This window comes from Nocardioides sp. Z13_37 (assembly GCF_058355585.1).
The window spans coordinates 140,979-155,822 of sequence record NZ_JBZGDV010000008.1; the positions used below are offsets into that span (position 1 = coordinate 140,979).

A 14,844-nucleotide genomic window follows, 5' to 3' on the forward strand; every position below is an offset into this window, starting at 1 on the left:
TTCACCAGTCTGGACGGACTTCTTGACTCTGTGTGACCACGGTCATACGGTCGGCCCACACGTCGAGCGCCGGCACTCCTGGCACGCCTGCCCTCGCGCCGAGCCGAGCCCAACCCGAGGGATCCGTGATGAAGCTTCTCCGCAGGTCTGCCCGCCCCGGCCCGCTCCGGGCCATCCGCCGCCCGGCGACCGCCGCCCTCGCCGCGCTGGGCCTGGTCGTCGGCCTCGGCAGCGTCACCGCGGCGCCCGCCGCGGCGGCTGCCGCGCCCGGTGACGACGTCGCCGCCTGGGTCGAGGTCGAGGACGGCGTGATCAGCGGCGGCCCGGCCTACAACTCCGGCGACCACGGCAACTTCTCGGGCCAGGGGTCCTACACGTTCCGCGAGACCGGGATGGCCTCGACGATGACGGTGACCGTGCCCGAGGCGGGCGTCTACCCCGTCCACGTGCGCTACGCCGCCGGACCGCTCGGCGCCGGCGAGAACGTCACCCGGTCGATGGGGCTGCGCACCAACGGCACGCGCCAGCAGCTCGCGTTCCCGATGACCAGCCTCCAGGACTGGGAGGCCTGGGACTTCGTGTCGACCGAGGTGACGCTCGACGAGGGTGCCAACACGCTGGCGCTGGAGTGCGACCGGTCGGTGGACTTCTGCCGGCTCAACTTCGACGCCATCCAGGTCGGCGGGACCACTCCTGACCCCTGCGCGGGGACCCCCGTCCGTCCCGGCTACCGCGCCCTCTTCGACGGCACCTTCGAGTCGTTCGACGGCTGGCGCAAGGCCGGCTCCGGCGGCTTCGGGCGCCAGACCGACTGCACGATCCGCACCATCCGCGGTCGTGGCGCGGAGTGGTTCACCACCCAGCAGTCCGCGCCCTACACGCTGAGGCTCGACTGGCGCCGCGACGGCGCGGACGACGAGTCGAGCGTCTACCTCGCCTCCACGAGCCGGACCGGCGCCGACCCGGTCGGCGGCATCAGGATCCCCATCGGCACCGACACCGGTGCGATCGTGCCCACGGGCGGCACGGCGCAGGCTCCGGACCAGGACGCCGTCGCAGCCGCGGAGCGTCCGGCTGGCGAGTGGAACTCCTACCTCGTGCAGCTCACCGGCTCGCAGGTCCGCGTCTTCCTCAACGACACCCTGGTCAACACCTACGCCAGCGCGCAGCCCCTGGCCACCAACGGGTTCATCGGGCTGGAGAACCGGGGCGCGTCCCACGCGGTCGACTTCCGCGGCATCGAGATCAAGGACGGTGTGGCGCCCGACGCCGGCACGTCCGAGGTGCCGGTGCACTACGAGTTCGAGGAGCAGTCCGGCAGCACGGCGGCCAACACCGGCAGCGATGCGTCCGTGGGGGCGGCCACGCTGGTCGGCGCCACCGGGTGGGCGGCCGACGGCGTGCACGGCGGGGCGCTCGACCTTCCGGGCGGTCCCAACGCCAACACCGCCGACCTGCCCGACAACCTGCTGCAGGGTGCGGACGACTTCACCACCTCGTTCTGGGTGCGCCCCGACACCATGGGCAACTGGATCAACCTGTTCCACCTCGGTGACGGGCTCGGCAACGCCGGCAGCTTCTTCCAGATCCAGATGCGCACCGAGAACGGCGACCGTGGCATCGCGGCGACCTTCAAGGCCAAGGGCTCGGACCTCCAGGAGCGCGTCCAGGCGCCCGACGAGGTCGACGTCGTGGCGGGCCGGTGGAACCACGTCGTCTTCGCCCGCTCCGGCGCGAGCGGGACGCTCTACCTCGACGGTGAGGTGGTCGCGAGCCGCAACGACCTGACGATCGACATGGGCGACGTCGGGCCCACGGCCAACAACTGGCTGGGGCGCAACGGCTACGTCGACGACCCGTCGTTCGACGGGCTGATGGACGACGTGCGGCTCTACGAGTCTGCGCTGACCGACGAGGACGTGGCCGCCCTCCACGCCGACGGCACCGCCCTCGACACCGAGGTCGCCCTCACGGTCGACCCCGCCTCGCCGTCCCTCGTCGACGAGCCGCTCACGGTCTCCGCGACGGTGACCGACGAGAACGACGACGCGGCGCAGGGCGAGGCCGCGCTGTGGGTCGACGGGGCCCGCGTCGGAGCGCCGGTCGAGCTCGACGACGGGGCCGCCCAGTTCCCCGCGCTGACCCTGTCGGCGGGTGCCCACCAGGTGCAGGTCCGGTTCACCGGCGACGTGGGCTGGCGCGACTCCCGTGCCACCACCACCCACACCGTGCGGCGGGCGGTGGTGAGCACGGACGCCCCGATCCACTACACCTTCAACGAGGGCCGGGGCACGTCGGCCGCCAACTACGGCACGGACCGGTCCGTCGGTCCGGCGACCCTGGTCGGTGCGTCCACGTGGACCGAGGGCCGCTACGACGACGGTGTCTCCCTGCCCGGCGGTCCGGCCGGACCGGTCGACGGCTCGAGCCACATCGACCTGCCCGACGACATCACGGCGGGCATGGACGAGGAGATCACGGTGTCGACCTGGATCAGGCCGACCGCCCTGCCCAACTGGACCACGCACGTCCAGCTCGGCAAGAGCACCGAGGACTTCTTCCTGCTGCAGTCGTCGGTCATGAACGGTGACCGGGGCTTCGCGGCCACGCTGCGCGTCGACGAGGGCGAGCAGTACCGCATCATGCTCCCCGGCGAGGACGACCTGCCGCTCAACGAGTGGACCCACGTCGTGGTGACCCTCGGCCCGTCGCCGTCGGGCGGAGGCACCACCGGTCGGATCTACCTCGACGGCGTGCTCGTCGACGCCGCCACGCGCCACAACATCCCGGTCGACATCGGCGACGTGGCGGAGGGAGGCACGACGGCCAACTTCATCGGCAACACCAGCTGGAACGACCCCCGCCCGGCTGAGCTCGTCGACGACTTCCGCCTCTACGGCTACGAGCTGAGCGCCCAGCAGGTCGCCGACCTGCACGCCGCCGCCCCGCCCAACGCGGCACCGGTCGCGGTGGAGGACTCCTACGCCACCGGCGCGGGCCAGGTCCTCACCGTGGACGCCCCCGGCGTGCTCGCCAACGACACCGACCCGGACTGGAACGACGTCAGCGCGACGGGCCTCACCCAGCCGGCCGGCGGCACCGTCGACCTGGCCGAGGACGGCTCGTTCACCTACACCCCGGGCGACGGGTTCGCCGGCACCGACACCTTCACCTACCGGGCCACCGACGGCGTCGCCGACTCGGAGCCGGCGACGGTGACCATCCGGGTCAACGCGGCCCCGGTGGCGCAGTCGGACGCGTTCGACGCGGTGGAGGGTGCGCCGCTGCTGCTGCCGGCGCCGGGCGTGCTGGGCAACGACTCCGACGCGGACGGCGATGAGCTGACGGCGATCGACGCCACTCAGCCGGCGCACGGCACTGTCGTGCTGGACGAGGACGGCTCGTTCACCTACACCCCGCAGGCCGGGTTCTCCGGCACCGACGTCTTCACCTACCGCGCCAGCGACGGCCAGGACACCTCGGCCCCCGCCACGGTGAGCATCACGGTGAAGCCGGCGGCGGGCGGCGGTGCGGGCCTGCCTGACGACGACGGGCTGACCGCCACGGCGCTCGCGGGTGCGGCGCTGCCGGTGACCTACGGCGCCAGCGGCGCGCTGTCGGTCACGGTCTCGCCGGAGACGGCGTCCGGACTGGTGGAGGTGCGTCGGGGCGGTGACGTGCTCGCGACCGGCACCGTCGCGGCCGGGCGTGCCTCGGTGGTGCTGCCGCAGCGGTCCCTGCCCGTGGGCCAGCACGCGCTGACGCTGCACTACGGCGGCGACGCGACCCACCGGGCGTCCACGGGACAGGTCACGGTCCTGGTGGAGGCGACGCCCGCCACCAGGGTGGCGTCGCGGACCCTCGTGAAGGTGAGGCCGAAGAGGCTGTCGTGGAAGCAGGACTTCCGCGTCGTGGTGCAGGTCAGCACGGTGCTGGGCAAGGCCGCCCCGCCGACGGGCACGGTCAAGGTGCGCATCGACGGCCGCCGGGTCAAGGTCGGCCGGCTCGACGACCGGGGTCGCTACGTCGTGAAGATCCGGCGCAACCTCAACGTCGGGCGGCACATGGTCGCGGTCACCTACGGCGGTGACGCCTCCACCGAGTGGAGCAGGGACCGGCAGCGGATCCGGGTCGTGCGCTGACCCGGGCCGACGCCGCACGCGCGAGGGGCCCCGCCGGAGTGATCCGGCGGGGCCCCTCGTGGTGTCGTGTCGGGTCGCGGCCGCGCGAGCCGGGCGGGCTCAGCCCTTCTCGTCGAGGGCGGCCACCACGCCGGCCCGCGACTGGTCCTCGCTCGCCAGCACGCCGCCGTTGGCGACGATGTCGGGGGTGATCTCGCTGAAGACCATGCGGACGTCCTGGCGGCGCGCACCGAGGATCTCGACCGCGCTGTCGGCGACGGCCTCGGCGAAGGCGCGGCGCTGCTCGATGGTGCGGCCGCGGAGCAGCTCGACGGTGATGTTGGGCATGGAGGTTCCTTCGATCGGGCCGCCTGCACGGCAGACGACGGTGACGACTCAGGTCGGATGTGTGAACGGATGTCAGCATATGGAACCAGTGACGACGGACACAACCGCTGTCCGACGGGCGGTCGCCGGTCGGACGATGCGCACGGTTTCGGGCCTCAGGCGCGGCGAAATCGGCTGATCGTCCATGTACGTGGACAACTGGTCCAGATCGTCCAGAATGCTGGACGGATTTCTTGACTCTGTGTGACGACGGTCATACGTTCGGCCCACGAGCGCGGCGCAGCGACGCCTGCCCTCGCGTCATCCGAGCCAAGCCGAGGGATCCCGAGATGAAGCATCGCCCTTCCCTTCGCGCGCGAGCGTCACAACGCGTGAAGTCCATACCCAAGTCGTTCACCCCCGCGGTGGCGCTCGCGGCCGCATTGGCGGTCGCCGGCGTCGTCGCCCCACCCGTCTCCGCCGCGCCGGCAGCTGCCGCCGCCCCGGCGGACGACGGCGTCCTCCGGGTGCTGTTGTTCTACAAGACCGGATACCACGAGTCGTGGGACGAGGGGGTCCAGGCGATCCGCGACCTCGTGGACGACCTGGGTGAGGAGTACGACCAGGAGGTGCAGATCCAGGCGACGGACGACCCGTCGGCGTTCAACACCGCCAACCTGGCCACGGTCGACACCGTGTCGTTCATGCAGACCGGCGGGGTGCTGTTCAACCTCGAGCAGCGCGCCGCGCTCGAGGAGTACATCCGCGGCGGTGGCGGCTTCACCGGCATGCACTACACCGGCTGGTCGGTGGGCCAGAGCGAGCACGACGTCAACCCCTTCTACCTGCGCCTCGTCGGCGCGATGTCCGAGGGACACCCCGAGAACCCCGGCGTGCGGCCCGGTGACGTCGTCGTGAAGGACGAGGAGCACCCGCTCACCGCCGGCCTCCCGGCCAGGATCAACCGCCAGGACGAGTGGTACGACTGGACGGTCAACCCCGCCCCGCACGTGCGCACCCTGCTCGAGGCCGACGAGTTCTCCTACGGCATGGGTCGCCAGGGCACCACGCACCCGATCACCTGGTGCCAGGAGATCGACGCCGGCCGCTCGTGGTACTCCGGGCTCGGTCACACCGAGACCTCCTACGCCGAGCCGTTCGTCCGCACGCAGATGAGGCACGGCCTCGCCTACGCGGCGGGCCTGCTCGAGGCCGACTGCTCCCCGCCGGTGAAGTCCGAGGAGGGCTCGTGGAGCGGCGTCGTGCCGTGGCCGCTGATGCCCATCAACATGGCGCTGACCACCGACGGCAAGGTGCAGTCCTTCGGCAGCAAGGGCGGCCAGGGCGGGCCGGGCGCGTTCGACTGGACCGGCGACGAGTCGATCTACCAGGGCGGCCAGGTCGAGATCGACATCTGGGACCCGGCCGAGCCGAGGAGCATGGACATGACCCGCGCCGAGCTGCGCGCCGGGATCATCGAGAACGCCACCTACACCGACCTGTTCTGCTCCATGCAGGTGCAGAACCCCCATACCAAGAAGGTACTGACCGTCGGAGGCGATGACGGCCTCGGCGAGAACGCGCCCAACGACGGGTCGATGGGCGTCACCAGCTACGACACCAACAACGGCCTGCAGAACGAGGCCCCGATGCACTTCGCCCGGTGGTACCCCACCGGCACGACCATGCCCGACGGCTCCGTCGTCGTCCAGGGCGGAAGCCTGAGCGGCGGCCCCGGCGGTCCGGGTGTGCTGACCCCCGAGGTCTACACCCCCGACGAGGGCGCCAGTTGGAAGCTGCTGACCGGTGCCAAGAGCGAGGCGGCCTACGGCAGGCACCAGAACCGCTGGTGGTACCCCAGGGCCTTCGTGACCCCCGGCAAGGGCACGCTGTTCAACATCACCGGCACCCAGATGTACGAGCTCGACCCCGACGGCAACGACGGCACCGGCGAGCTGACGCTGATCAGCGAGCTCCCGGCGAACATCGCCAACCAGGGCGCCCAGGGCAACCCGGTCGGCGCCACGTCGACGGCCGCGATGTACCGGCCCGGCAAGATCCTGCAGGTCGGTGGCGGCTGGTGGGCCAACGGCGGCGGCCCTGACGGCGCCCGTGCCGGCTTCACCGTCGACCTGACCACTCCCGGCGGCACCGCCAACCCGGTCATCGAGCCGACCGAGCCGATGAAGTACCAGCGGCACTGGGCCAACTCGACGATCCTGCCCGACGGCGACGTCCTGGTCACCGGCGGCAGCCGGCAGAACGCGGAGAACGGCGGCTACGTCACCAACGCCGAGATCTGGAACCCCGACACCGGGAAGTGGACCACGATCGAGGTGCCCTACGAGCACGCCCGGCTCTACCACTCCACCGCGCTGCTCCTGCCCGACGGCCGCGTCATGATCGGCGGCGGCGGCGCTCCGGGTCCGCGCAACTACACGGACGTGGAGTACTACTCCCCGGCCTACCTGTTCGACGGCAACGGGCTCGCCGAGCGCCCGGAGATCACCAGCGCGCCGAAGAAGATCGGCTACGACGGCACCTTCGAGATCGAGGCCTCCACCTCGGTCTCCCGGGTGACCCTGGTCCGCAACGGGTCGGTGACCCACAGCTTCAACAACGACCAGAACTTCCAGGACCTCGACTTCGTCCAGGGCCCCGACGGGATCACCGTCACCTCGCCCGTGGACGCCACCTACGCCCCTCCGGGCGCCTACATGGTGTTCGTCTTCGACGAGGACGGCACCCCGTCGGTCGCCTCGATCCTCGACATCGACCCCACGGTCAAGATGGACCAGCGCACCCCGCAGGTCGTCGAGATGTTCGAGTACCCCCGCTTCCCGGGCAACGCCGGCGCGATCGCCGACATCGCCCCCGACAGCGGCCGGATGGCCCCGTGGAACGTCGACAGCCAGGTCCAGCTGGTTCCCGCCCAGCACGCCAGCCAGGGCGCTCTCGGCAAGGTGGGCTACAGCCTGGCCCTCGGCCAGTCGGGCGCGCTCTCGCGGGTCGTCCAAGGCCTCGACCCGGGGCGGGACTACCGCATCCACCTGCGCTACGCGCGTGACAGCAGGTCCCCGGCCCCGGCCGGTCCCGCCAACGCGCGGGTGTCCATCGGCTCCCTCGACCACACCCTGACGGCCGGCACCGACCTGCCCTCGCAGGGCAACGGGCAGGACGTCGTCTACGGCACCTGGGTGAGCACCTTCACCGCGGGCAAGCGCGCCGAGACGCTCCGCCTCGAGGCGGGCGACGGCGACGCCGGGATGATGATCGACAACCTCGTCATCACCGCGGTCGACCCCGGCACCGGAGACGTCGCGGTCAACTACGAGTTCGAGGAGCAGGAGGGTCGCACGGCGGCCAACACCGGCACCGACAAGTCCGTCGGGTCGGCCGAGCTGACCGGCGAGACCGGGTGGGCGGCCGACGGCGTCATCGGTGGCGCCCTCGACCTGCCGGGCGGTCCCAACGCCAACACCGCCGACCTGCCCGACAACCTGCTGCAGGGTGCGGACGACTTCACCACCTCGTTCTGGGTGCGCCCCGACACGATGGGCGACTGGATCAACCTGTTCCACATCGGCGACGGGCTCGGTGACGCCGGCAGCTTCTTCCAGATCCAGATGCGCACCAGCGGCGGCGACCGTGGCCTGGCGGCCACCTTCAAGGCCAAGGGCTCGGACCTCCAGGAGCGCGTCCAGGCGCCCGACGAGGTCGACGTGGTGCAGGGACAGTGGAACCACGTGGTCTTCACCCGCGAGGGCGCGACGGGCACGCTCTACCTCAACGGCGAGGTCATCGCGTCCGAGGACGACCTCACCATCGACATGGGCGACGTCGGGCCCACGGCCAACAACTGGCTGGGGCGCAACGGCTACGTCGACGACCCGTCGTTCGACGGGCTGATGGACGACGTGCGGCTCTACGAGTCCACGCTGACCCAGGCAGACGTCACGTCGCTCCACGAGGAGGGCACCGCCCTCGAGACCACGACCACGCTCACGGTCACGCCCGAGTCGCCCTCCGCGTTCAACGAGCCGCTCACGGTCTCCGCGACGGTGACCGACGAGGTCCCGGGCGACCCCGAGGGCGAGGCCGAGCTCTGGGTCGACGGCGGCCGGATCGGCGTGCCGGTCGACGTCGTCGACGGTGCGGTGGCGTTCCCGCCCCTCACGCTGGGCCAGGGCCAGCGCCAGATCGAGGTGCGCTTCGTGGCCGGGGAGGGCTGGCGCGACTCGCAGGCCTCCACCACCCACGTCGTGTCCCGGCCGCCGCCGTCCGCGGGGATCCCCGTCCACTACAGGTTCGACGAGGGACAGGGCACGTCCGTGCACAACTCGGGGATCGACGCGTCCGTCGGAGCGGCGACGCTCGTGCAGGGCGCTGGCTGGGGGACCGGGCAGTGCGCCGGTGCGGTGTCGCTCAACGGCACCGGCCACGTCAACCTGCCCGACAACATCACGGCCGGCATGGACGCGGAGTTCTCTCTGTCCACGTGGATCCGACCCACTGCCCTGCCCAACTGGACCACCCACGTCCAGATCGGCAAGAGCACCCAGGAGTACCTGCTGCTCCAGTCCTCGACCTTGGGCGGGGACCGGGGATTCGCGGCGACGTTGCGAGTCGACAACGGACTCGACCACCGCATCCAGCTGCCCGGTGAGGGGGATCTTCCCCTCAACGAGTGGACGCACGTCGTGGTCACCCTGGGGCCGTCCGCGGACGGACCCGGCACGACCGGCCGGATCTACTTCGACGGCGAGCTGATGGCGCAGAACACCATCCCGGTGGACATGGGTGACGTCGGGGAGGGTGGCACGACGGCCAACTTCATCGGCAACACCAGCTACCCCGACCCGAAGCCGACCGAGCTGGTCGACGACTTCCGGATCTACGGCTACGAGCTCGACGCCGACCAGGTCGCCGAGGTCGCCACCTGCCCGCCGCCCAACCGGGCACCGGTCGGTGGCGCGGATGACTACGGCACCGACGAGGGCACCCCCCTCACCGTCGCGGCGCCCGGCGTGCTGGGCAACGACACCGACGCGGACGAGGACAGCCTCATCGCGACGGGTCTCACCCAGCCGGCCAACGGCACGGTGGTCCTGGCTGCCGACGGGTCGTTCACCTACACGCCGCGGGCGGGGTTCTCGGGCACCGACACCTTCACCTATCAGGTCAGTGACCGGATCGCGTCGTCGTCGGCGACGACGGTGACCATCACGGTGCGGAAGGCCGAGGTGCCGCCGGTCAACAGGGCTCCGGTCGCGCAGCCCGACGCGTTCAACGCGGTCGAGGGCGCACCGCTGGTGCTCCCGGCGCCCGGCGTGCTGGGCAACGACACCGACGCCGACGGCGACAGCCTGAGCGCGACGGGTCTCACCCAGCCGGCCAACGGCACGGTGGTGCTGGCTGCCGACGGGTCGTTCACCTACACCCCGCGGGCCGGGTTCTCCGGCACCGACGTCTTCACCTACCGGGCCAGCGACGGCACCGCCACCTCGGCGGCGACGACGGTGACCATCACGGTGAAGAAGGCGGCGGGCGGCGGTCCGGGCCAGCCCGGTGACGGGCCGGCCACCACGGCGGTCGCGGGTGCGGCGCTGCCGGTGACCTACGGCGCAAGCGGCTCGGTGTCGGTCACCGTCTCGCCGGAGACGGCGTCCGGGACGCTCGAGCTGCGCAAGGACGGAGCCCTGGTCGCGACCGCAGCGGTCGCGGGCGGCCGTGGCACCGTGGTGCTGCCGCCGCGGTCCCTGCCGGTCGGGCAGCACGTGCTGACGCTGCGCTACGCCGGCAACGCCAGCCACCGTGCGTCGTCCGCCGACGTCACCGTGGTCGTCGACGCGGGGCCGACCCGCAAGGCGCGCTCGCGCACCGTGGTGAAGATCAAGCCCGAGGTGCTCACCCACAAGCAGGACTTCAGGGTGGTCACCAAGGTCGCGTCGCTGCGAGGCGTCCCGGCCAGGGGCAAGGTGCAGATCCGCATCGACGGTCGTCTGGTCAAGGTGGCCCGGGTCAACGCCAAGGGCCGCTACGTCCTCAAGGTGACGCGCAACCTCAAGGTCGGCAGGCACTACGTGTCGGTCACCTACAAGGGCGACGCGAGCACCTCGGGGAGCCAGGTCCGGCAGTGGTTCTGGGTCCGCTGACCTGAGCCGCACCCGGTGCGAGACGTGAACGGCCCCCGCGGGACTCCCGCGGGGGCCGTTACGGCGTCGCTGGCGTCCACAGGTGTGGACGTGTTGGCTGGTCCGTTCACATGGTAGGACGCGGTTCTTGACCGTGCCCACGCCACCGCCCTAGCGTCGTGTGATGCTCACCTCACGCCGGGCCCTGCGGGCCGCTGTGACGACTGCCGTGACCGCCGTCCTCGTGCTCTCCGGCCTCGTGGCGGCCGGCGCGCTCCCGGGCTCGCCCCTGCAGTCCGCGCCGGGCGCGGGCCAGGCGGCGCGCACCTGGATCGTGGACGCGGTCGACGACGCCGAGGGCAACAGCTGGCGCTCGCGCGACACCGGCACCTCGCGGGTCACGATCGCGGTCGGCGACACGGTCGAGTGGCGCTTCGAGTGGCCGACGGCCCGCCAGGAGCACGACCTGACGTCGGTGGACACGCCCGCCGGCACCTGGGTGCCCCCGGTGCAGGAGTACCGCACACCCGACGACCCGGACGGCCCGGTCCGGCACACGTTCACCGCGCCCGGCACCTACTCCTACACCTGCTCCATCCACGGCACGATGATGACCGGCACGGTCGTGGTGACCGAGTCCGGGGAGCCCGGGGGCGAGGCGCCGACGGTCGACGCGAGCGCGACCCCGACGACCGGGCCGGCGCCGCTCGACGTCGCCTTCAGCGGCTCGGCCCAGCACACCGGCGACGGCGAGCTCACCTACGTGTGGGACTTCGGTGACGGCGCGACCGGCGCCGGTGCCGAGCACCAGCACTCCTACGCCTCGCCCGGGCGCTACACCGCGACGCTCGCCGCCACCGACGCCGACGGAGTCACCGGGACCGACAGCGTCGACATCACCGTGACGGACGGCCACGCGCACCACGGGCTGCCACAGCTCGCCGCGACGGCCGCCCCCGCCTCCGGGACGGCGCCGCTGGCGGTGGCCTTCTCCGCCGAGGTGAGCACCAGCGGGCCGTTCCGGGCGTTCGCCAGTGGGCTGATCAGCTATCCCGGTCTCACCGGCACCGCCACGATGGTGCGCCGGCGCGGCGCGACCTCCACCTCCCTCGACGTGAGCGGCCTCAAGGCCGGCGCCATGCACATGGTGCACGTGCACGAGGAGGCCTGCTCGTCCAACAACGCCGGCGCGCACTTCCGCTTCGACGAGTCGCTTCCCTTCGAGGAGGACAACGAGATCTGGCTGCCCTTCACCTCCGACGCCCAGGGCCGCAGCGGGCTGGTCGAGGTCGTCCAGCCCCAGCGCGCCAACGAGCGGGCCGTCTCGATCGTCATCCACGACCCCGACAACCCCGCGCTCCGCATCGGCTGCGTCGACCTGGCGCCCAGCGTCGCCGGACTCACCTACGCCTGGGACTTCGGCGACGGCAGCACCGGCCGCGGCACCGACCCGCACCACGTCTACACCGCCGGCGGCACCCACACCGCGAAGCTGACGGTCGCCGACGGCCACGGCAACACCGACATCGCGACCGTGGCCGTGACCGTGGCCGCGCCCCCCGGGCCGACCCCGGTCGACACCGTGGCCCCCGACACCGCCGTGAGCGGCGGGCCCGCGGGCGTGGTCCGTGCCAAGCGCGCGACGTTCACGCTGTCGAGCACCGAGGCGGGCAGCACCTTCACGTGCAGCCTCGACGGTGGCGCGTGGCAGGCGTGCCCCGCCACGGCCCGGTTCACCGGCCTGGGCCAGGGACGGCACCGGCTCCTGGTGCGGGCGAGCGACGCGGCCGGCAACACCGACGCCACCCCGGCCTCGCACGAGTGGACCGTCGATCGCACCGCTCCCGTCGTCCGCGCCGTGCGGCCGTCGGTGACCACCGACCGCACCCCGACGCTGAGGGCCAAGATCCGCGACGCCCACTCGTCCGTACGACGCGTCGTGCTGCAGGTCGACGGCGCCCGGGTCGCGCCGGTGCGCCACGTCGCCCGGCGCGGGCAGGTGCGGTGGACGCCGCGCCGCCCGCTCGCCCTCGGCCGGCACACCGCGCGACTCGTCGTCGTGGACGCCGCCGGCAACCGGCGCGTCGCGACCTGGACGTTCCGCGTCGGCCGATGAGCCGCCGCCTCTTCCCGGCGCCGATGTCCAGTACGTTCGAGAGGGCGAGCTCGCGACGCGGCTCGACGAGGGTGAGGGGGGTGCTGATGGTTCGGCTCGGACTGGCGCTCGCCGCAGGTCTCGCCCTGGCCGGGTGCGGCGGCGACGAGCTGTCGATGACAGAGGCGTGCGCGGAGGTGCGGGGGCCCGTCGAGGACGCGATGGCCGCGGGCGACGTGGGGCGGGCCGCGGAGGTGCTCCACGACGTCGCCGAACGAGGTGACGCCGAGGTCGAGCGGGTCTTCGGCGACGCCGCCGACGCCGCCGACCACGTCGCGGAGCACGGCAACGAGGACGGCGCCCCCGCGTGGGTCACCGTGGCCTTCGGTCACCTCGACGAGGCGTGCGGGGAGAACCCGGGGGACTGACCGCCCGCTGGGCGAGCGCCTCGAGGTGCAGGTCCAGCACCGCCTGCATCCCCGACACGGAGGCGGCGTCGGGTCGCAGCGCGGCGTGCACCGCGAGCCCGTCGACGAGCGCGAAGAGCCTCTCGGCCTCGAGGTCGACGACCTCCGGCGAGGCGTCCGAGAGCAGCGCGCCGGCCCACCGGTGGCACGCCGCCCGCAGCCGGTCGAAGGCGTCGTCGCGCAGCGCCCGCAGGTCGTCGTCGACCATCGCCCTGACCGAGAAGGCGAGCCAGACCTCGTTCTCGACCGCCCGCTCCGGATCGAGCGGCAACAGCTGGGCCAGCGCGGTCTTCGCGGCCGCGAGGCGGTCGTCGGGCAGGTCGAGCGCCGCCACCCGGGCCTCCAGCCGCTCGATGACCAGGTGCATCGCGAACCGCAGGAGGTCGGACTGGCTGGCGAAGTAGTGGCGCAGCGACCCGGTCGACAACCCGGCCTCCCGTGCCACGTTGCGGACCGAGGCCTGCTCCACTCCCTCGTCGCGGACGACCCGCCAGACCGCAGCGGCGAGCTGGCGGCGGCGGTCCTCGCGGTCGACGACTCGGGGCACGGCTCTGTCTATCACAGGTGTGCTAGCTTGCTTCTATCACACCTGTGACAGAACCGGGGTCCCCATGAGCCTCAGCACGACGACCGACACCAGGTCCGCAACGCCGCGGGCGCGCCGGGCGCTGGTGGTGGCGGCGGTGCTGTGGCTCGCGGCCAACGCGTACGCCTGGCTCGCCGCGCCCGGGTCGCTGCCGTTCGACTGGCCGGTGCGTGCCGGGCTGACCACGGGGGACGTCCTCGTCGAGACCAACGTGGCCCTCGCCGAGGTGCTGGTGCTGATGCTCGTGGTGAGGCGGCTGACCCGCCGCCGCACCGATCCCCGGGTCGCCGAGCGCTCGCCGGAGCGCACGCAGGCGTGGCGGGAGACCCTGGGCCTGCTCGGCTACGGCGCCCTCGCGCTGGGTGGCGGCCACCTGCTGGGCACTGCGATGGGCTGGAGCCCGTTCGGCCTGCACCTCGCGGGGACCCTGTTCGGCACCCACGCCCACGTGGAGAGGCTCGAGGTGCTCGCGTGGGCGGCCTACAACCTCGTCGTCTACGCGATCGTCCCGCTCGTCTGGTTCCGGCGGCGCTACGACGCGACGTCGCTCGGCCTGAGGTCGGTGGACCGTCGCAACGACCTGCTGGTGGTCGCCGTCGTCCTCGCCCTCGAGACCTGCTTCCAGGTCGTCGTGCTCCAGCCGGAGAGCCTCGACCTCCCGGCAGGCGTCCTGGCGCGGGGAGCCGCCCTGACGTTCGTGCTCTACCTGCTCGGCACGGTGCTGCCGGCGATGGTCTTTCTCTACGCGATCCTGGTCCCGCGCCTCCTGCGCCTCACCGGGTCGGTCGCGGCGACGGTCCTGTGCGGCGGGCTCACCTACGCGGCGCTGCACGTGTGGGACGCCTGGGCGGTCCTGGACTCGCCGCGGTCGGTCCTGCTCTCCCTGGTCTTCGTGGTGCTCACCTACCTGGCTCCCGGGATGCTCAAGACCTACCTGACGGTGCGCACCGGCAACGCGTGGGTCCACGTGTGGGCCTACCACGCGTTCGCGCCGCACACGCTGGTCGACACCTCCCACGTCGTCCACGTCTTCCGGCTGTCCTGACGGGCGGGGCACCCGTGCCGGCTCGGGCGTACCGGTGACGTCCCTCGGTGCCGCGACTATCATCTGGTC

At 72.3% G+C, this 14,844-nt stretch carries 7 protein-coding genes; 5 read left to right on the forward strand and 2 right to left on the reverse strand.

Features of this window, described 5'->3' with window-relative positions:
* The first annotated feature begins 128 nt into the window (after window positions 1-128).
* Window positions 129-4,142, forward strand: a complete 4,014-nt coding sequence (locus AC4H2S_RS17990; protein ID WP_491498347.1) for a LamG-like jellyroll fold domain-containing protein — start codon at window positions 129-131, stop codon at window positions 4,140-4,142.
* Between the two features lie 99 nt (window positions 4,143-4,241).
* On the opposite strand, the gene AC4H2S_RS17995 is transcribed toward AC4H2S_RS17990, so the two are convergent.
* Window positions 4,242-4,469: a tautomerase family protein gene (locus AC4H2S_RS17995; protein ID WP_491498348.1), complete on the reverse strand. Its 228-nt coding sequence runs from the start codon at window positions 4,467-4,469 to the stop codon at window positions 4,242-4,244.
* Between the two features lie 371 nt (window positions 4,470-4,840).
* On the opposite strand from AC4H2S_RS17995, the gene AC4H2S_RS18000 reads away from it, so the two are divergent.
* The 3 genes from AC4H2S_RS18000 (at window position 4,841) to AC4H2S_RS18010 (ending at window position 13,105) form a co-directional block, all read left to right on the forward strand.
* The gene (locus AC4H2S_RS18000; RefSeq protein ID WP_491498349.1) at window positions 4,841-10,603 is read left to right on the forward strand and encodes a LamG-like jellyroll fold domain-containing protein; all 5,763 of its coding nucleotides are present in this window, start codon (window positions 4,841-4,843) and stop codon (window positions 10,601-10,603) included.
* Between the two features lie 163 nt (window positions 10,604-10,766).
* Window positions 10,767-12,698, forward strand: a complete 1,932-nt coding sequence (locus AC4H2S_RS18005; protein ID WP_491498350.1) for a PKD domain-containing protein — start codon at window positions 10,767-10,769, stop codon at window positions 12,696-12,698.
* Between the two features lie 86 nt (window positions 12,699-12,784).
* A complete protein-coding gene (locus tag AC4H2S_RS18010; protein ID WP_491498351.1) occupies window positions 12,785-13,105 on the forward strand; it encodes a hypothetical protein in 321 nt (106 codons plus the stop codon).
* On the opposite strand, the gene AC4H2S_RS18015 is transcribed toward AC4H2S_RS18010, so the two are convergent.
* Window positions 13,050-13,691, reverse strand: a complete 642-nt coding sequence (locus tag AC4H2S_RS18015; protein WP_491498352.1) for a TetR/AcrR family transcriptional regulator — start codon at window positions 13,689-13,691, stop codon at window positions 13,050-13,052. The genes AC4H2S_RS18010 and AC4H2S_RS18015 overlap by 56 nt on opposite strands.
* 64 nt (window positions 13,692-13,755) lie before the next feature.
* On the opposite strand from AC4H2S_RS18015, the gene AC4H2S_RS18020 reads away from it, so the two are divergent.
* Complete coding sequence (locus tag AC4H2S_RS18020) at window positions 13,756-14,775, forward strand: hypothetical protein (protein ID WP_491498353.1); 1,020 nt, start codon at window positions 13,756-13,758, stop codon at window positions 14,773-14,775.
* Window positions 14,776-14,844 lie beyond the last annotated feature (69 nt).

Bases quoted from the DNA above. Each gene is read 5' to 3' on its own strand.
- AC4H2S_RS17990 (WP_491498347.1), top strand. From the start codon at position 129: ATGAAGCTTCTCCGCAGGTCTGCCCGCCCCGGCCCGCTCCGGGCCATC.
- AC4H2S_RS17995 (WP_491498348.1), bottom strand. From the start codon at position 4,469: ATGCCCAACATCACCGTCGAGCTGCTCCGCGGCCGCACCATCGAGCAG.
- AC4H2S_RS18005 (WP_491498350.1), top strand. From the start codon at position 10,767: ATGCTCACCTCACGCCGGGCCCTGCGGGCCGCTGTGACGACTGCCGTG.
- AC4H2S_RS18010 (WP_491498351.1), top strand. From the start codon at position 12,785: ATGGTTCGGCTCGGACTGGCGCTCGCCGCAGGTCTCGCCCTGGCCGGG.
- AC4H2S_RS18020 (WP_491498353.1), top strand. From the start codon at position 13,756: ATGAGCCTCAGCACGACGACCGACACCAGGTCCGCAACGCCGCGGGCG.